General features: G+C 64.1%; 13 protein-coding genes, 4 tRNA genes and 2 pseudogenes. 9 read left to right on the top strand and 10 right to left on the bottom strand.

Features of this window, described 5'->3' with window-relative positions; genetic code table 11:
• Nucleotides 1-454: 454 nt before the first annotated feature.
• Nucleotides 455-1,621, top strand: a complete 1,167-nt coding sequence (locus LZ198_RS41360) for a serine/threonine protein kinase (protein WP_253977693.1) — start codon at nt 455-457, stop codon at nt 1,619-1,621.
• A 77-nt stretch (nt 1,622-1,698) separates the two neighbouring features.
• On the opposite strand, the gene LZ198_RS41365 is transcribed toward LZ198_RS41360, so the two are convergent.
• Complete coding sequence (locus tag LZ198_RS41365) at nt 1,699-2,046, bottom strand: helix-turn-helix domain-containing protein (RefSeq protein WP_253977694.1); 348 nt, start codon at nt 2,044-2,046, stop codon at nt 1,699-1,701.
• A gap of 352 nt (nt 2,047-2,398) precedes the next feature.
• Between LZ198_RS41365 and LZ198_RS41370 the strand changes: the two genes are divergently transcribed.
• The 5 genes from LZ198_RS41370 to LZ198_RS41390 all read left to right on the top strand — a co-directional run bounded on the left by LZ198_RS41370 (nt 2,399) and on the right by LZ198_RS41390 (nt 10,930).
• Nucleotides 2,399-4,336, top strand: coding sequence for a serine/threonine-protein kinase (locus tag LZ198_RS41370; protein ID WP_253977695.1), 1,938 nt, complete (start codon nt 2,399-2,401; stop codon nt 4,334-4,336).
• A 72-nt stretch (nt 4,337-4,408) separates the two neighbouring features.
• Entirely contained in the window at nt 4,409-5,329 is a 921-nt protein-coding gene (locus LZ198_RS41375) for a DUF2381 family protein (protein ID WP_253977696.1), read from the top strand.
• Between the two features lie 633 nt (nt 5,330-5,962).
• Nucleotides 5,963-7,408 (top strand): hypothetical protein, encoded by a 1,446-nt coding sequence (locus LZ198_RS41380; RefSeq protein ID WP_253977697.1) that lies wholly within the window; start codon nt 5,963-5,965, stop codon nt 7,406-7,408.
• Between the two features lie 130 nt (nt 7,409-7,538).
• The gene (locus tag LZ198_RS41385) at nt 7,539-9,599 is read left to right on the top strand and encodes a hypothetical protein (RefSeq protein WP_407667516.1); all 2,061 of its coding nucleotides are present in this window, start codon (nt 7,539-7,541) and stop codon (nt 9,597-9,599) included.
• Nucleotides 9,596-10,930, top strand: a complete 1,335-nt coding sequence (locus LZ198_RS41390) for a hypothetical protein (protein WP_253977699.1) — start codon at nt 9,596-9,598, stop codon at nt 10,928-10,930. Before LZ198_RS41385 ends, LZ198_RS41390 begins: the two co-directional genes overlap by 4 nt.
• A gap of 60 nt (nt 10,931-10,990) precedes the next feature.
• Here LZ198_RS41390 and LZ198_RS41395 read toward each other — a convergent pair whose 3' ends face one another.
• The gene (locus tag LZ198_RS41395) at nt 10,991-11,752 is read right to left on the bottom strand and encodes a YecA family protein (RefSeq protein WP_253977700.1); all 762 of its coding nucleotides are present in this window, start codon (nt 11,750-11,752) and stop codon (nt 10,991-10,993) included.
• 545 nt (nt 11,753-12,297) lie between these two features.
• Here LZ198_RS41395 and LZ198_RS41400 point away from each other — a divergent pair.
• A complete protein-coding gene (locus LZ198_RS41400; RefSeq protein ID WP_253977701.1) occupies nt 12,298-12,705 on the top strand; it encodes a hypothetical protein in 408 nt (135 codons plus the stop codon).
• A 20-nt stretch (nt 12,706-12,725) separates the two neighbouring features.
• On the top strand, nt 12,726-13,043 hold the full coding sequence (locus tag LZ198_RS41405) for a hypothetical protein (protein WP_253977702.1): 318 nt from the start codon (nt 12,726-12,728) through the stop codon (nt 13,041-13,043).
• Between the two features lie 174 nt (nt 13,044-13,217).
• On the opposite strand, the gene LZ198_RS41410 is transcribed toward LZ198_RS41405, so the two are convergent.
• From LZ198_RS41410 to LZ198_RS43120, 6 genes are all read right to left on the bottom strand, one after another.
• Nucleotides 13,218-14,408, bottom strand: coding sequence for a hypothetical protein (locus tag LZ198_RS41410; RefSeq protein WP_253977703.1), 1,191 nt, complete (start codon nt 14,406-14,408; stop codon nt 13,218-13,220).
• Between the two features lie 1,033 nt (nt 14,409-15,441).
• Nucleotides 15,442-15,513, bottom strand: a tRNA-Asn gene (locus tag LZ198_RS41415).
• Between the two features lie 6 nt (nt 15,514-15,519).
• Nucleotides 15,520-15,590: transfer RNA gene (locus LZ198_RS41420), tRNA-Lys, on the bottom strand.
• 86 nt (nt 15,591-15,676) lie between these two features.
• Nucleotides 15,677-15,747, bottom strand: a tRNA-Ile gene (locus tag LZ198_RS41425).
• 31 nt (nt 15,748-15,778) lie between these two features.
• A tRNA-Tyr gene (locus LZ198_RS41430) sits at nt 15,779-15,864 on the bottom strand.
• 96 nt (nt 15,865-15,960) lie between these two features.
• A complete protein-coding gene (locus LZ198_RS43120; protein ID WP_256560367.1) occupies nt 15,961-16,701 on the bottom strand; it encodes a transposase in 741 nt (246 codons plus the stop codon).
• Between LZ198_RS43120 and LZ198_RS43850 the strand changes: the two are divergent.
• Nucleotides 16,655-16,777 (top strand): annotated as a pseudogene (locus LZ198_RS43850) (IS256 family transposase); the annotation flags it as partial. The gene LZ198_RS43120 and the pseudogene LZ198_RS43850 overlap by 47 nt on opposite strands.
• A 325-nt stretch (nt 16,778-17,102) precedes the next feature.
• On the opposite strand, the gene LZ198_RS41440 reads toward LZ198_RS43850, so the two are convergent.
• Nucleotides 17,103-17,735, bottom strand: coding sequence for a hypothetical protein (locus LZ198_RS41440; RefSeq protein ID WP_253977705.1), 633 nt, complete (start codon nt 17,733-17,735; stop codon nt 17,103-17,105).
• Between the two features lie 286 nt (nt 17,736-18,021).
• Nucleotides 18,022-18,217: pseudogene (locus tag LZ198_RS41445) on the bottom strand (IS5/IS1182 family transposase); the annotation flags it as partial.

Below are 18,217 nucleotides of genomic sequence, written 5' to 3' on the forward strand. Positions count from 1 at the left end.
CTGGACTGGGCTCACCGCTACAACGAGCACTGGCTGCTGGAGCGTCACCACTTCCTCTCGCCGAGTCAGGCCCGGCGGGAGCTGATGCTGAAACAGGCGGCCTGATTACGACCAACCTGGTGTCTCACCAATCCGGTGCGGTACACCAGGCATAACGCCGGTCATGGCATCCGCAGTGCCTGTGCCCGCTACCGCACGGGCCTCGACTGCGCTTGCGTCAATGTCCAGGCCACGCTTGAAAGGCTTGACTGGGGTCCGACGCACCCGGGCCTCGGCCCTTCCGTTCCTGCCGAGCCGCAGACGCGTGCAGGTCCTCTGCGGGTGTCAGAAGGACTTCACATGAGTCCCCGCGCCATGTTACTTGGAAGGTGCGTCGATGAACTCATTAGGTGCCTTGAGGCGGCCCCTGCAGGCCGGCGGCCCCTTGAGCCCCTGTCTGTGTGGAGGCGTGACCATGACGAAGGACAGCGAAGACGTGACGACGGAGGAGTGGTCAACCAGTAGGTCCGCTCCGCCCACCCCAGAATCGCCGCGCTACCTCTTCACGGTGGGGGACGTGCGCTACGAGGCGGTGCGGGAGTTGGAGACGCGGGCGAGCGGAGAGGTGCTGCTGCAGGTGCAGCGGCGCGTGACGGGGGAGTCGCTCTCCGGCCCCTGCCTTGTTCGACGCCTCCCCAGCCCCACGGAGTACATGGGGCGCAAGCGCCTGGCCGAGGAGATGCAGTTGGCCCTCGGCCTCAACCACCCGGGCATCGCCCAAATCTTCCACCTGGAATTCGACGAGGTGGAAGACGCCCCCTACGTCGTCATGGAGTACGTGGACGGCCCCTCTTTGGAGACGCTGGTGACTGCGGCGGTAGTCCGCGGTAAGCCCCTCTCGGTGGCGTTCGGACTCTACGCGGGGGCCGAGGTGGCGGACGCGCTGCACTACGCGCACACACTGACGACTCCGCGCGGCAGGCCGCTGGGCATCATCCACCGGGACGTGAGTCCGCGGCACATCGTCGTTGGCCAGCACGGAGAGGTGAAGCTGCTGGACTTCGGCTCGGCGTACTCGTTGCTGGTGGGGCGGGAGGAGTCACCGGAGAGCCTGCTGCGCGGCGATGTCGCCTACGTCAGCCCGGAGTACCTGCGCCGGGTGCCCCTGACGCCGCGCTCGGATGTCTTCAGCCTGGGCGTCCTGCTGGTTGAAGTCCTCACGGGCCAGCACCTCTTCGACGTCCAGGATGTCCCCCCGCAGACGAAGGAGAGTCGCCTTCGGCCGGAGATGCAGCCCACGCTGCCCTTGAAGCAGATGGAGGCCCTCATGGACACCCTGGACGAGGCCTTCGTCGAGAGGGCGGTGGCCAGTCTGCCTGGCGAAGTCAAAGCCGTGCTGCACACGGCCCTGCGACTCAACCCCGAGGAGCGCTTCGCCTCGGCGGCGGAGATGCGAGACGCCCTGCGCGGTGCTTCCCAGTCGCTGGCTTCAGGCCCGTATGGACGCGCGGAATCGGCCAGGGAGGCCGCCCGCGTGGTGTCCGAAGGCGGTGGCATGCGGGACAAGGTTGAATTCGGAGAGGCAGGCCTCTACCCCGAGGGCCTGGAGGCGCACGAGCTTGTGGCCCTCAAGAAGGTGTAGTCCGCCCACCCTCGCCGAGGTGGAGGAGGGCCTGAGGGAGCGCGGCGAGCCGTAGTGGCCCGCCGTCCGCGAGGTGCTCAGCGGGCCAACTCGGTGGCCACGCGGAGGAGGGCGTCCAACTTCCGCTCGTCCAGCTTCCGCGCGAGGAAGAGCAGCCGGCGCAGGGAGGCCTCGTCCTCGGGACGCGTGCGAGGCCCCTTCTTGGAGGACTCGGAGAGCCCCAGCAGGTCCTCCGGGGAGAGCATCAGCTCGGTGCAGAGGCGGTACAGCGTTGGGACGCTGGGCAGCATCTGCCCGCGCTCCAGGCGGCTGTAGACGGGAGGCACCAGGCCCACGCGGTCCGCGACTTCCGCCTGCGTGAGGCCCATCTGCTCCCGGGCGGCACGGGAGATAGTTCCGATGGTGGCTGCGAGTTCTTCATTCATGGCGTGCTGGGAAGTGTACCTGAGGTGCGGGCGCGTTCGTGCATGCTCGCGCAGGGCTTGTCAGATGCGGAGAAGGGCTGCCCCCGGCGTTCGTCGTACTGACGAACGGCGCCGTGGGCGGGAGGAGTTCGATGGGAGCGGATGGGTGGATGACCATGCCCAAGTCCTGCCGAATTGACGATTGAAGTGTACCTTTCAGGTGCAGTCGCTGCCGTCAGAATGAATGGCCGCCCGAAGGAGACTTCACGTGGTTTCCCTGGGCTTCTGGTAACGTCGTCGCCTTGCGTTGGGGAGGACGCTGAATGCGCGACGCCGCAGTCCTGTTGCCTGCAGTCTCCGAGAGGAAGTCACCATGAGGGACGACGGCCCCCCGGCCGTGCTGTCCCCCGGGGACGTGGCGATGGGCTACACGGTGGTGCGGCAGTTGGGGCGTGGCGGCTTCGGTACCGTGTACCTCGCGACGCAAGAGGGGCAGTCCTACGCCCTGAAGCTGGTGCAGTTGCGGCGCGTGGGCGGTCGGGTGGAGCGGGAAATCTCCATCCTCCTGCGCTTGAAGCACGCCAACGTAGTGGGGATTCGAGGCTTCACCTACTGGCCGGCGGTGGCGCCCGAGTTCGTCCTCATCGCCATGGAGTACGTCGAGGGCAGGCAGTTGGGCGACTGGGTGAAGGAGGAGAACCCTTCGGCCCGAGAGGTGGCGCTAGTATCCCTTGATGTGGCGCGGGCGCTGGCGGCATCACACGAGGCAGGGGTGGTGCATAGGGACATCAAAGAGTCCAACGTCATGGTGCGCACGGCGGGCGGGGTGGCCGTGGTGGTGGACTACGGGGTGGGGGATTACAAGGGTGCCCCCGGCGTCACCCAGTCGGGAGTGCCTCCTGGGACTCCGGAGTACCGCCCGCCCGAGATGTGGCGCTTCGTGCGGACGGCTGCGGGGGTTAGGGACACCCGCTACGTCCCAGGCCCTGCGGACGACGTGTGGGCGCTGGGCGTCGTCCTCTACCGCCTCCTGACGGCGCGGTGGCCCTTCGTTGAGGGGAGCGACGCGGCCTTTGTTGACGCCGTCCTCTTCAGCACGCCTGCGCCGCCCCACGTTGCGAACCGACTTGTCCCAGAGGCATTGAGTCGGCTGTGCATGCGGCTGCTGGAGAAGGAGCCTGCGGCGCGCCCCGAGGCGAGCGCTGTCTGCCTGGCTCTCGAGGAGGTGCTGGCCGGCGCAGAGGGAGAGGCGTGGACTACTCCCCTCTGCGACACGTATGGGCCTCACTCCGCGACGACGGAGGGTGGGGCGGACAAGATGCTCCAGTGGATGAAAGTCCCTCTGCGCAAGTTACGTCGGGGAAAGCCTCCAGGCCCTGCCCTGGCGGAGCTGCCGGCGGAGCCGGGCGACCGTCATCTGGCCATGGCGCCCCAGCCGCCTCCTGAGCCCGCAGTCGTGTCGCCTGAGGAGACGCGGCTGCCTGCTGCACCGACGCGGGAGGAGCCGGACGCGTCGCGAGTTGTGGCGGAATCGTTCGTCCCAGAGGTGCGGCGGCGCTCGCCCTTCTCACGGCTCAGGAAGGGGCGGGTGTTGGGGGCGGGCTTGGTCTGCCTGGCCCTCACCTCGACAGCCCTTTTCCTGCGGCCAGTGTCCCCTCCACAGGAGGCTTCAGGCCACCGCCAAGAAGTAGCGCCCTCTGCGAAGAAACCTCAAGCTGCCCGAGCCGCAGCTCCCACCGGGCCGGAGGCAACACCTGCGGCCGTCGCGCCAGCCGCGGCGAACCCGAAGGTGACTGCCACCGTGACGACAACGCCGAAGAGCGACACCCCTCCCAGTCCCCCGACTCCAACGAAGCGAGCCGCGAAGAGTGTGGGCGCGACGCTCGCTGCCACGGCCCTTTGCGGCGCGCTGGCCTGCACGGGCGCGCAAGTGCGCCCTCCTCCGGAGTCGGAACCCTGCCCGGCAGGAGCTGAGGAGGGGATGAAGAGGCTGGGTATGAAGATTGGGCGTGTGGCGGTTGGATCCTTCGTCCAGGGAGAAGAAAAGTACATCACAGTGAGGGACGGCACCGCGCAGGTTTTCCTGGGGACTGACGCCGGGGCCACGCTGTCTGGGCGGCTTATTGTAGCTGACCGCGTTTATGTCCGATTGACTCGGGCTCGCACCAGCAAGGGAAGCTTCCCCGTGTGCTTGGAAGTGCAGGACGGATCGAACACACGCGGACTCGAGATTGAGGGCGGCGGAGGTGATGCGGGAAAGGCTCGCGTGTTCTCTGTTCTCACGGTCAAGGCTGTGAGCGAGTTTGAATGACGTGTCGCTGTTTACCAGTCGCTCGTGAGTGGCCAATGGTGTCGCCGCTAGCGGTTCCAGGAGAGACGTCGCGTGCATCATTTCCTGTCGGCCGTACTGCTGATCCTCCTCCTCGCTGGCGAGGGGGCAGCGCTAGCGCAGTCGCCCCAGGCTGCGGCAGGGCTGAGCGTTCGCCGAATCGAGCTGGTCGCTGAAGATGGTCAGCCAGTGGGTGAGGTAGCGGTGAGCCCAGGGCTCTCGACGGTATTCATCTTTGACTCAGATCTGGGGCGGGACGGGGTGGTGCTGGAGGCACCCGAGCGCTTCGTGGTGTTGGATGTTGGCCTCAGCACTCTGCGCCTGGTCCCGTCTGAGCGAATGTCCATGGGAGACAGGCTCCGCCTGACGGTGCGCTTTCAGGATGGTGCGGCTCCTGCCAGCGCGACGTTCGTCCTAGTCGCGCATCCTGCGCGGTCGGAAGCACATGTCGAAGTCTATCGGCGCAAGAGGGGCATCGAGACCTACCAAGAGGAGGTGCGGCAGGCTCGTGTCGAGGCCGAGAAGTGCAAGGAGGAAAATGAGCGCTTGCGCGCGGAGCGAAGTGCTCCGGATGGGTTGACGGGACTCATATCGACAGACGTCCTAAGCGGGCACGGAGTTGAATATCGCGAGGTGACCAAGGACGTAAGTCAGGGGCCCGGAGGCGCCGCAGCCAGAAGCCTTGTCCGCGCCTATCGTGCGGCTCACCGGGTGGCTATCGAGGTTCACCTTAAGCCCGTGGGGGACGCTCAGTCGTGGACGGCCAGGGAAGCCACCCTCCGGGGCAAGGGAGGAGAGGAGTTGCGGGTTCTCCAGGTGTGGCAGTCCGGCCCCGTCGTCCCGGGCCCGGGTTACCAGCGCGTGGTGGTAGAGGCTGAGTCCTCCTCGGAGTTCCCGCAGGGGCCGTTCACGCTCAAGCTCTGGGATGTTGATGGGCGCCGGACCGTCACCCTCACCAATGTAGTCTTCCCATAGGGCTGTTCACCGGCGCTGCGCTGTCCCAAAGGAGCCGCATCCGCCGTGAGGAGGGCTTGTTTGAAATGTCCTTTTAAGGTTCAATGGACTGCATCTTTTGGATGCAGTGCTTTCGAGTCCCGGGGGACCCATGGACCTCTCTGCAGAAGAGTGCGCGCGAGCACGTGCTCGCCCGTCGTCTGGCTGTGGTGCTGCACACGTCGAGGGCGATGCCTCCGAGCCGCCCTCGTGAGTTCCCGTTGAACTTGAGCGTGGCAGTTGCGCGCCTTGCTGGCGTGCGCTGTCGCCCTCCTTCGCGCTGAGGCGTGGTCGTCTGCGCCTGTCGGGGCTGTATCTTCGACCTGCGTCGAGGCGCCTTTCCTTCGCCAGTCGTTGGCTGCGCTCCAGTGGACCGCGCGGTGCTGGGCCTCCTGGCTCCGTAACGGGATTCGTCTGTCCTTCGACGAAGTCGTAATGCGGCGCTGGGGGTGCCAGCGGCCGTAGTGGGATTTGTCCGTCCACGCGCTGGCTTGGCCAGGCGGTCGGCGACTCCCTCAAAACAATGCATTCGCCCGCGGTCCGGCGTGCTGTCGGACCGAACGGGGAGTCTCTGTCCTTTGTTGCCCCTGTCGGGGCCTTTCACTGGAGGCGTCGATGTTCATCCATTGGGATTGGGCCGTCGTCTTGCTGTTGCTGTTGCCTGGGAAGGGATGGGCGCAACAGGCGTCCTCCTGGGAGGAGTTCGAAGAAACCGTTCGCAGGTTGGAGGAGTCCATCTCGGATACGCCTGCTGGAGAGGCGCCTGAGGCAGAGGCTCGGCCCGAAGAGGATGCGTTGGTGCCTACCACCTCCGAGACGGCGCCTCCTTGGACGAATGTGCTGCGCATGGAGGCTTCGACCTTGACGTTGCTGCCTCGACGGGGGGCGGGCAGCGAGGAAGGCTTCGTGCAGTTGGAGCCCATGGTGGCGCTGGCCAAGGGTGAATGGATTCAGCTCGTTCTCGGAGCCCAGGTGCGGCTGCGGCTGTGGGGCGGCGGGAAGGGAGCCAGTCCCGTCAGGAAGGAGGACTGGGACACACTGTCCGACTGGGGGCAACTGCTGCGCCTGCTCACGGTGGCGGACGCTTCTCTCTACTCACTCTGGGCGGGGACGTTGGAGGACTACTCCCTGATTTCTGGGCACCTGGTGCGGCGTTATCGCAACAGTCTCAACCCGGACTACCACCCGGCAGGTGTGGTGGTGACGGGCGCGTTGGGGCCGTTGTACGCGGAGGCCTTTACCTCGGACGTCTTCGCGGCGCGCCTGGTGGGGGCGGAAGTCGCGCTGGACGTGCAACACGTCCTCCTTGGAAAGGCGAAGTACGCCAAGCGGTACGTGCTGTCGGTGTCCGTGGCGCATGACTGGGGGAAGGCGGCAGGCACGTCGAAGCCCCTGACGCTGGCTCACCTGAATGCGATGGCCGTGGTTTTCAGCCGCAGGAAGGGGATTGAGGGCCTCGAGGTGCACCTGCTGGGCGGGTGGGGCGGACGCCCCGGCGAGGGCGGCGCGTGGGGTGCGGTGGCCGGAGTGGGCGTGGAGTCCGTGTCTGCGATGATGGACCTGAGGGGGCGCCTGGAGGGACGCCGCCAGCATGGAGGCTTCCGCCAGGGCGCCTTCGGACCCGACTATGAGTTGGCGCGCTTCCAGGTGGCGGGCCCAGTCGCAGGGCCTCTGGCGGACGCACCCTTCCCGGATGGGTACTCGGCCTACGGCGAGGTGATTCTCAGTTGGGACGCGGAACGGTTGATGGGGATGCGGCAGCGTCACGTGCGCTTCTCGATGGGGGTGGAGGCTTTCAACTGGGGGCGCGTCGACGTGGACGGTCGCCTGGAGGTGCAGCTCTTCCACCGGAACCTCTCCGTGGGCGTAGGTGGGCTGGCGACGGGAATGGGGGACTCAGGCGCGCGCTACCTCGTGTCGGGTGACGTTCGGTGGCGATTCCTCGGGGGGAAGCTGTTCCTGCTGGGGCAGGGCGGCACGCTGCTGTACCCGGAGGCGGCGGGGACGCTGAAGCCGGGGGCCTTCGCGGGTATGGGGCTGGGGGTGGACAATGTGCGCTGAACGACGGCTGCGTGGGGGAGTCGGTCTGGCGTTGGCGGTGGCGATGCTCCAGGTCGCCTGTGCCTCCCAGTCCTCCTGGGCTGGGCGCGGCCCCGCGCTCTCTGCCCTCTCGGGAGCGGGGCTGACGCCCATGCCCGAAGCGAGGCGCCTGGCTGTCGCGAGTCTGCCGGAGGAGGACTCGCTGGAGGTGGCCCCAAGCTCGGAGGACGAAGGGAAGCCGCTGGTTTTTCGTCACGCCCCAGGACATGCCGATAAGTCAGACCACGGCGAGACGGAACCCCTGCGCGTCGTCGGGGCGGCGTCTTTCTCCTGCGGGGACGTCCCCTCGGGCTGGCCGCACCTGGACTCCGAGGAGGAGGTGCTGGCGCCCTTCCTGGCGTGCACCACGCCAGCGGCCTTCCTAGCCTTGCAGCACCAGGCGGACATGCCCCGGCTGGTGGAGGCCCTCTCGGACTGGAATGCCGTCCGGCTGGGCGCTCTGGGGCCCCTGGAGGCCGAAGCCGCCCGCGTCCTCCTCAAGAAGCGCGCGGCCTTCCTCGCCACCGCTGTCGAGAGGCACGGCCTGGCCAAGGCGGAAGTCCTCGCCCTCTTCGTCCTGCACGCCACCCACGACGACGAGGTGCGGCAACTGCTGCGCCTTCTGGCCGAGGACAAACTGCTGAAGCGTGCCCTGGGGGCCATGGAAGTGGTGCGCGAGGAGCTGAAGCAGCGGGGCATGGCCCTCACCGACTTCCCGGAAAGGGACTTCCTCAGCGGCGACATCGCGCGTGGGTTGGGGAGGGCCGCGGACGACGTCGCTGCCTCCATTCCTCTCGTCGGTGGAAGCCGGAGCGTGGACGCGTCGGCGCTGCCCGCGCAGCTCCCGCCGCCCTACCGAGTCGCATACGAGGAGGTGGAGAAGGCGCAGTACCTGGGGGCCTTCGCGCCGGGCAACGTGGCCCTGGCGTCCTTTGACTCCCTCACCTTCGGCGTGCCGCTGGGTTTCTACCACCTGGCGTCGGGGACGGTGCAGGGCGGGGCTTCCCTCGCCAAGCGTGAGTACGAGGAGGCCACGCGACAGCTGGCGCCCGCCGCCCTCCTGGTGGGCTTGTACGCGGGTGGGAAGGGGGCGCGTGCGCTCCGTGACGCCGGCCTCTCCATGCAGGAGGGGGCTCGGCTCCGAGCGGTGGTGCCTCGCGTGGAGGCGTTGAAAGCCGTGCTGGAGAGGTTGGAAGCGCGGCTTGGGGAGAGCGCCGTGGGGGAGTTGGCCCGCCACCTCCAGCAGAACCGGGAGGCAGCCATTCTGGTGGGGGAATGGGGCGAGGCGGGCGCGCTGGCGCTGCACGAGGCGCGGGGCAACGTCGCTCAGGCGCAGGCCACATTGGCGGTGCGGTATCGCGAGCCCCCGAGTGTCGCGTCCAACGGCGGGAACTCCGGGAGAAGGGGCGGAACCCGCCCCTCCGTGCCCCCGGAGGCGGCCGGACTCCCGGCCGAGGTGGCGGAGGCGAAGTTCAAGCAGTTGGAGGCGGAGTTCCCAGGAGAGCGCATGCCCATGGAGGTGGCGGAGCTGACGCGGCACCGCCAGGCCTTGCAGAAGACGGCTCCTGCCGCGGTGACTTCGCAGCCACTCTGGGCCGACTACGTGGCGTATCTGGAGACGAGGGTCGCTGAAATCAAGCAGGGGATCGCAGAGAAGGGGCCACTGAAGTGGGTTGGTTACCAACTCGTTCGTGACAGGTATGCCCGAGGCCTGGCCTTCGAGCGGACGATGGTCGCCCTCTTGGAGGCGGACGCGGCCCTTCCGCGGGCGAAGAGGCGGTGGCTCAAGGACTTCGACCAGCCCCGCATCGAGACGCATGTGGGGGTGGCGAAGGCGGACCTGCGCTTCGCGGACGTGCTCGTCATCGAAGAGGGGCCCTCTGCTGGCCCGCTGCCCCGCGTCGAGACGTTCAGTTTCAAGAGTCGGGACCTCAGTCTGCTGACACCGAAAGAGCTGGCTTCGCAGATGGTTGCAGACGCCAAGAACGCCCGGAGGTATTACGGCGAGACGCTGGACATCCGCAGGCCAGATCTTAGGCGGACGGCAGAAGTGAAGAGAGTTCGTTTGGTCTACGAGGGTGGTAAGCTCAAGCCTGCTGATGCTCGTGAATTGAAGACTGCCTTGGAGGCCGTTAAGGACGAGGTCGAAGGAGTGGAGGTTCTGTTCCCATGAAACCGCTGACCCTGAAAGACTTGGACGCCAAGGACAGCCTGCGGCTTTCTTTTGAGGGGGCTTTCGACCAGCAGGCCACCCTAGAATACGAGCTTGCACCTCTATTTCAGGCGCTTGAAGAGAATGCCGGCGGCTGGATGCCGGACGTCATTGAGGGGATGCGGAAGCGTACATACTCGCGTGGTTCAATATGGAAGGCGTTGGCTGAAGAGCGGCGGGACAAGAGTACGTCTATCGTATTGCACCGCTCGTCGTCTCCGGCTGTGTCCATGACGACCTATGTCGGGATTGCCACCCGTCGGCCACGGTTGAGCATCAGCCTCTATGTTCAACCAACATCGTTCTTCACAGGTCTCGAACGCTGCCGCCTCTTCGTGGATATGGTCAGAGCCTGGGGCATAAAATATCCTGCCGCCTATGCAATGGCGCATAGCATGGCTGATGATCAGTTGTCCGGCGCCCCCAGTTTCGGACGGGATGATGAGACCGTTTATAGAGACGGATTCGATAAGGTCTACGAGCTATATTGGCTTAACCTCTTCGATCCGAAGTTGGTGGAGTCCGTAGGCAGGGAGCGGATGCTCTCGACGCCTGCGCACCTCGTGGAGGAACTCCCCAACGGCTCCATCCTCCTGGTGCTATGGCCGACTGCCGCCGAGTTCGCGAGTGAGGAGGCGCGTGTGGTGCAGGCCCGAGCCCATGTCCACCTGCGGCCGGACCTCGACTTCGACACGGTGCTCCGCACGCTGAAGGAGCGCAGCGCCGCCCTCGTACCCGTCGAGCCGCGCTTCCACCCTGACGTGGCGCCTTTCCTCTCGCGCCTGCCGGACGAGTTCGCCATCAGCGAGCGGCAACGGAAGATTGCCGAACTCAACGCCTACCGGCCGCCGGTGCCGGAGGAGTGGCTCCCTGTTGCTCATCCCTCGGACGTGGCGAATCCGGAGCGCGTCCTCGAGTCCTACGGCGACTTGTCCGAAGGCCTCGTGGCGGCACTGCACTCCAAAGTGCCCTCCATTATGGACGAGACGGCCGAGTCTCTCAGGGACTTGGACTTCTACTTCTGGCGGGACAACTTCCCGGAGCGGTACACGCGCGACCTCATCGACAGTCACACAGCTCCGGCGCTGGGCGCCTACCTGGGGGGCGTGCTGGTGCGGCGGTTGGGAGGGACGTGGGTGCTGCGGCAGAAGATGGAAGAGTCCCAGGTGTGCGTGGGCAAGCGCATCTGGCTGCCCTTCCTCCGCGCCCGCCGGTACATGCAGTCCCGCCAGTCGCTGCTGGAGTACTCGCTCACGCAGTTCTTCAAGGAGGCGGAGCGGTACCGGCCCTGACTGGATGCGTCCGAGCCTGACGGTGGCAGCTAATCTGCCCGCAGGACCGGAAGGTAAGGTTCAGGCTCCGCCCTCGGAGGCGTGGCAACGCTTGAATTTCCGGCCACTACCGCAAGGACACGGTTCGTTTCGGCCAACCTTTCCATGTGCCGCTGTGCTGGCCTTTCCGAACATGTCAGCAGGTCGGCCGCCAATACCGAGGGCCGTCATCGCGCCCAGGAGGTCATTCGGCGTTTTCATGAGATTTTTGATTTGTGCGAGAGGCTCGTTGAAGATGATCCGTTCGACCATTGTCGCATCGCCGATCAAGAACGGAACATAGCGAGTGTCCACGCCGCGCGAGAACGAGTGGGACGAGCACACGACATACTCGCTCCACGTCCACCGCTCGGGCAGGAGGTCGTGATGCTTGTATACGAAGTACGTCACGTCGATGATGTGGATATCTGGAAATGTCAGCCAGACGTGGAATGCGTACGGCTTGGTGCTATCTCGTAAAGCACCACGCATTTCCAGTTCCAACTGGGTGTAGGTCGTTCCGAACTCACGCTTGCCGCCGATCTCGACGTCCCCGATGGTGACAAGGCAGTTCACTCCTTCTGAACGGAGCCACCGCCAGAGTTCGGCATGGATCTGGCCACACATGGTTCTGATTTGGGTTGACTCATGCCTCATCGAGTTGATCATGCTACCGACGAGTCCAAAGGCGTCGATGGCATGCCCCAGCTCGGGCTTCTTGTCGGGAACGTTGCTGATGAGCCCGAGTTCAACCGACTTCTGTGCTGCGAGTTTGAACGCGTCAAAGTAGTCGTCGTGTTGCATAGGCAAGTCTCCCAGGTCATGCCGAACCCGTGGTTCAGAGTATAGGACGGAAGGAGTCTGTTTGAGCGAGGTGGGCTGGTGCAAAGAGGGGCACAGGAGTGCCCCGGGCTGAAACCATGCGGATGCCCCTCAAGAAGAAGTGGGCTGCACACCTGTCGTTGCGCGTTGCTCCTTGTTGGAGGTGTACGGATTGTTCGACTGGTCCCTTGGTGAGGTTTATCTGCCAGCCGCGCGGGGCTAACCCCTGGGTAGTATGGACCCCGAGGCGCGGAGATGCCTTCGAGCGCGCCGTGTTCGAAGGCGAGGACAGGAGGCCCTGGAGCGTCTCTGTCCGCGGGCGGAGGGCAGAGACGTGCGGGCCCGGGGCGATTCATCGAGGCAGTCTGCGGAGCGCCGAGAGAGACCCCTCAAGAGCGGGAGTACCCGCTTGACGAGGAGAGTAGGGGAGGCTGCATCATCCCGGCATAAGCTAGGCCTCTTCTCCACAACCGCTTTCGCCTCCTCCTCCGCAGCCGGCGCAGTCGAAGGGGATGTCCGTCCCTGTCGTGCTCATCGCCTCCAGCTTCGTGCTGGGCCTCATGGGCTGGGCCATGAGGCTTGGCTATCCAGGCGCCGTCTTGGGAGTGTGCGCTCTTGCTTGGTGCGTCGCAGTCTTCAGGAAGAGGGACTCCAAGCACCATGCCGCTGCCGTCATCGGTGCGATTGCTTCTGTCATTATTGTCTTCGGCGCCATCGGCAACGGGATCGAGAGTTCGCGCGAGGCGGCTGCGATGGCGGCCTCCATCGAAGAAGCGCGGCAGAAGGCGGAAGCAAGTCGAGCACATGAAGACGACGTGTCCGCGCGAATTGCAGCGCTGGCCTCGTCCTCCGGCACTGCGTATCCTTCCGTGAGTTCAACTGAACTCAGGGTTGAAGTCACGTGTTCCCGGATTTTCTTTGACTGGGTGGCGTGAGTGGTTACGGTGCTCAAACCATGAACAAGCTCCTGAAAATTGAAGAGGGTGTTTTCGGAAACCTCGTGGAGATATGGGGGGTTAGCTCGAACACAGTGGAGGTGGTCACAAAGGATGGGCAGCACTTCCGGATCACTGCAGCGGAAGATCTGCGCCCCGGAGCGGTAGCTAGGTACGCCGCGAAGTACGAGCAGCGCTATGCCGTGAAGATCGGCAGCCAGGACCTGGAGCTTTGGGGACCCACTTCTTTTCCTTGGCAAGTGGGCGCTACGGTTGAGGCGTGCCTTCGTCCTGCCCTGGGCTGGGTTAACGAACAGTACAGCGGAAAGAAGAAGTAGGAACCCACTGGAGGCCAGCCCCGAAACGGGCTTTGTCCAGGTGGCGAAGGGCGGAGCGGACTGATGGGGCAGGTACCACTTTGGGTGGCATTCGGGATACTTGCCGCATTCCAGGGTCGGAGGCTTCCGTGGTAAAGGCGAAAGCAATCCAAATCCGCCTCTGGCCGGATCGAATCAAATCTTCAGTCCCGGATATGCAGATGCAAGCGCTGCTCGATGTTCGCTTGTCATGCCAGCCGCCTCAATCTCTTCAAGCCAAGCGAGCAGTTCGCTCCAGTTGTTGAGGTTGAATGTCTTCACGCTGTATCGCGACTCCAACGCCACAGTTGGCCTAGTGACGAGTTCAGCCATGGGCTGGTCCATGACAAACGCATCGACGTATGGTGCATAGGTTGCGATGTGCTTTAGATCAAAGAAGAAGCCGCGCAGGCGCTTCAGCGCCTTCTCGCGCTTCTTGTAGGCGCCCTCGTTGACCATCATCTTCAATGTTGCAAGCATGTGTGCGTTGACCCACTGGTACGGTGTTTCCTTGAAGTGGTCGGATAGAAGAAACTCAAGGCACCTTTTGAGACGCTGGTCTGCAGGAATCTCCGGCGGAATGACTCGGAGCATGGATTCGACGATACTTGAGATTATGGGCGCGTCATGAATGGCCGCGTAGTCGCCACGGGCAATGCGCCCCGCATATTGAATATAGAAGTCCATGTATGAACGTCCCATGGCCGTATACTCAGCCTTCAGGTCCTCCCCGAAGGAAGTGTTTGATTCTCGCCACTTGTCAAACAGGTCGATTAGGCCTTCATTCGACTGGCGCTTGAGATCGCGGACGAGGTCGATATTGCCAAAGTACTTGCTGACGTCAATGCGCAGGTAGCTGTTCCATCCATGAATATCGTCGTTCAGTGCGTCGCTTGGTTCTAGTTGATACGGTGCGGGCTTCCCTGCCAACCATGCTCGGAATGCCTTGAGTAATTGTGTGTGCTCAACTTCGTATGCGGGCTCAAACTCTTCTCCCCTAGCTGTGGCCTTGATGAATTTGAGTAGCTCATCGCGCTTTTCCCATTGATTCGTCTCGTCCTCGTGAATGGATGAATACGGAACAGCAAGTAGCTGTAGGGAGGTCAACCTCGCGATACGGTCGGCCGCTTCTAGGTAACGGTCATCGCCGGAGCGGAATGCACTCGAAAAGAAGAATTGATCTAGGTAAAGCACCTGCTTCTTGAGCGCGGGCAGAGGCACACGTTCATGATGGCGACAGCGTTTGCAGCCACGATAGATGTGGGTCTTGTACACGTCCACGTTGCCGAAACTGTCTTTTGTGCCGCACCCAGGGCAGTCCCCAAGCACATATGTCACAATCGCCATTTCAACTCCCCGGTGCCGAATAGGACACTCTTGATGTCAAGACCTGCCCACTGGAGGGCTACTGGTTAGCCGTACTTGGTCACTTTCCTCGTTGCCCCAGCGATTCTCCGAGGGAATGTCCCTCGACGCATAACCAAAAGAGCATAAGAAAAGTGGGAGACCGGTTGAAGGCGATGGCTGGGGCGGAGGGGCCGAGGAGAGCCGCGCACGAGAGTTGCCCGAACTGTGAACTGTGGGCCGGGCCCATGTCGGGAGCTGCGCCCCCCTGTAGGGCGCACTGCTGCCCAAGGGCTGCCCTCCCATCTGGGTGCGCAAAGCCTGAGCTTGGGCCTGTGGGTGGTCTTGATCGCCTCAACACCACGCGGCCAGGGGCGTCCTCGCGCCGAGGCTCGTACTACTTGGTCAAATCACGGGATGGCCCCTGACGCCTTGACCTGCGAGCTTGGCACCCGCTTCCCCAGCGTGGAGGTCCCTCAGGGCTGCGAAGCGCGGGCCCCGGGCGAGGGAGGGCAGCGTCGCAGCGGACCCTGTTGGAAGTGGTGGTTCCTGGGGCGGCGCGAGGATCGGTGGTGTTGCGGTAGGTGGGCCGCCGGGGACGCAGACCAAGAGTGCCAGGACCGGCCCATTGTGGGCTCCTTGCCCGCCTAGCGCCTCCTCTTCGGAAGCCTGCAAAGCATGTAATGGACGAAACCGAAAAGCAGAGAGAGCGGCCGTCCTGGAAACCCTAGAGCGGAGAACTAAGACTCTCAGGGAATTGTGTTAACCGCTGCCCCAATGGTTAACAGCACCTGTTAACCGCTCTCGGTTGCTCTCTCCCCAGATTGGACGAAAGAGAGCCCCAGAATGCCCAATCCGCGGCCGAATGGATGGGCAATCGCGTTCTCAGTCGCAGAACGTAGAGAGTGTCCTCTGTATCGTCGTGGGCTGAAAACCCTTGTAATTCAGGGGCTTAAGCACGAAAGCCCCGCGATATTCATCGCGAGGCTCGTGTTAACCGGAAGGGCACTGCCAGTTTGAATGCCCTTTCAATCAGCTCCCCAGGAGGGACTCGAACCCTCATCCTTGCGGTTAACAGCCGCCTGCTCCGCCATTGAGCTACCGGGGAATGGAGTACCTCCGGAGGGATTCGAACCCTCGCCGTCCGCTTAAGAGGCGGATGCTCTACCAATGAGCTACGGAGGCAGATTGCTTGCCGCCCCGATGCGCGCGGGCGGCGTTCATTCACCACGACGATTCAGTTGTCAGTGAGCCGGAATCCACATCTCGAGTCGGGGCACCCGGACTCGAACCGGGACCGCTCGCATATCAGGCGAGCACTCTGCCTTTGAGCCATACCCCGTGGACTGCATGTGAGGGATTGCGGGACTGCATGGGGACGCTGGGAGTTGAACCCAGCGGGCCCTGTCGGGCTCGGGCTCTACAGGCCCGCGCGCCTCCCCTAGCGCTCTACGTCCCCTGGAGAAGGGGGGCCCGGAAAGCCGAGAGGCCGGGTCCCCAGAGTGGGAGCCCGGCCTCCTGAGTGGCTTGGCGCGCCAGTGAAGGAGCGCAAGCGTCAGCAGGGTACGGGCGGATGAGCGCCAATCCGGTCGAATCCCACGAGGGACTTCGAGGAGAAGCCCACAATGGCGCAGGAGGCGGCGTCGAGCTGGGGCCAGAGGCTGTTGCGATAGCTGCGCTTCACCGGGTTCGTCCGCACCGTCAACGTCGTCATGGTCGCCGCTCCTTTCTCCTGGGATCTACGGTGATCGAATTTCGTCCCTGACACGACGAGCTCTTCTTTCCATTGCCTCGGCTCGCTCCAGGCGCTCGTGGTGACGGGGCCAGGCTGCTCGCCCAAGGCTCCCACCGTCACTTGCCGCCACTCATTCAGCTGCGCCTCATGCAGCCCCTCGCGGCGCAGCAACGCCCCCAACTCCTCACCCTCCAGCTCCTGGGCTGCCACCAGCACCCGCAGCTTCTCCTCCGGCGTCCACTTCTTCGGGCCAGCGGGCTTCTTCTCCTCGGGCGGCGGCGTCATCGCCGCTACCCTACGCGCCTCGCGCAACCACTGTGACAGTGACGTCTGGGAGACTCCCACCTGGCGCGGAAGCGCCGCAGCTCTCACTGCTCCTGGCCCCACCATCCTCTTCACCATCTCCGCCTTGAAGGCATCCGTGTACGACACCGCGCTCTGCCTGCTCGCGCCCCCATAGGGTGGTCCGCTCGGCCCGTCAGCCGAGGCGACAACTTCCCTGACACAGGGGAGCTTGGAGGCGCTCCAGTCAGGCCTGGGGTTCCAGGTCCCCGAAGCCATGGAGTGCCTGCGCGAGGGCGTCGCCGTGGCCACCTGCTTCTTCTCTTTCCCCAAGGTTCACGTGAAGCGGTTGCGCATCGCCCCGTCCAGCGACGCGCGAGCGTGAGCACGAGGTGCGCGCTCGGTGGGACATCGAAGCCCATGACCGGCACGACGAGCTGCCCGTCGGCGCCCTCCCATCGGTGGCCGATGACCTTGAAGCCGCGAACGCCTGCGATCTGTATAAGGATTCTTGCGCGCTGCCCCATCTCGTTCTCTCCCGGTTCGTCCGCACGTCCGAAAGAGAGCAACCGGATGCTCCGGTGTCGATGGGTCAGCGCGTCGAACCTTCGGCAGCAGCACACGGAAATCTCACGAGATTTCACGTTCCGACTTCCGACGAAGAGCGAGTAATCGATCTCCTACTTCGAACCGAAGATCTGCGCGAGATAGTGCTTCGAGAACGCCGTCCAGTCAGGACTGTCGAAGAATGCTGCCTCGACCCAGTGGTGTATGAAACGCATGGCAAAGCCGTGCTGCAAATAGTCCTCGACGCCCACGGGCAGCGGCCGGATCTCTCCGACTCCGTCGAGTGGCACGAAATGCAGCCGGTCGAGGACCCGGCCCGATTCCATTTCGAGGCAGACCGCGAACTCGCCCTCGCAGTAATCGAAGGGCGTGAGGCGGTCGAGCAACTCACGCGCCTCCGGAAAGGATCCGTACGGGTCGAGTAGTTCCGCTCCACGTCGGCCGTCGATGCCGTCGACGCATGTGGAAACAGGGAGCACGTTCGCCTCTCCCCCAACGATGTCGATCTCGCGGTCGAGGTACTCGATTGCGGCGCCTTGTTGCAAGCGCCATCGGATCTGCATGGAATCAGCCTGCTCGTAGAAGCGCTCGAGTGCCGCGGGCAGTGTCAGAGTCTGTCGTACGCGGGCGAGATCGGCGCCATTGTGGCCATACGACAGCACGCACCGACCAGCTTTCGCCACCGAGGAAGCCGCGAGGGGCGCGATGCAAGCATGGTATCGGTCCGAGACCGGATTATCGCTCATCGATGGATGATACGCGAGGAGACGCGTATGTCGAGCTGCGCCACCCAACGGCGCCATTTCGCTCACCGCGACGAGCCTGTGTCAGGGCGTCGTTTCGACGGTCGTCCCGGGCTCGTTCCCCTCCCGCAAGCGATCAAAATCATTGAGTTATTATCAACATTGGGCGAAAGAAAGCCCAATCCGCGGCCGAATGGATGGGCAATCGCGTTCTGCGTCGCAGAGCGGAGAGAGTGTCTTCTGAATCGTCGTGGGGTGAAAACCCTTGTGATTCAGGGGCTTACAGGCTCTAACAAATGTCAGGGTAGAGGCGGCGCAGGAGCATGAGGCAGCAACCGAGGACGAGGAAGCCGAAGTAGACATCGTCCCTGCGTTCGTCGCGGACTCGAAGCCGGCGGAACTGGTTCTTCCAGGCCTGGGTTCGTTCCACGACCCAGCGGTAGAGACCGAGTCTCTCCTTGGATTCAACGCCTGGACGGGCAATG

Origin of the sequence: Myxococcus dinghuensis (assembly GCF_024198235.1) — a bacterium.
Lineage (GTDB): Bacteria > Myxococcota > Myxococcia > Myxococcales > Myxococcaceae > Myxococcus > Myxococcus dinghuensis.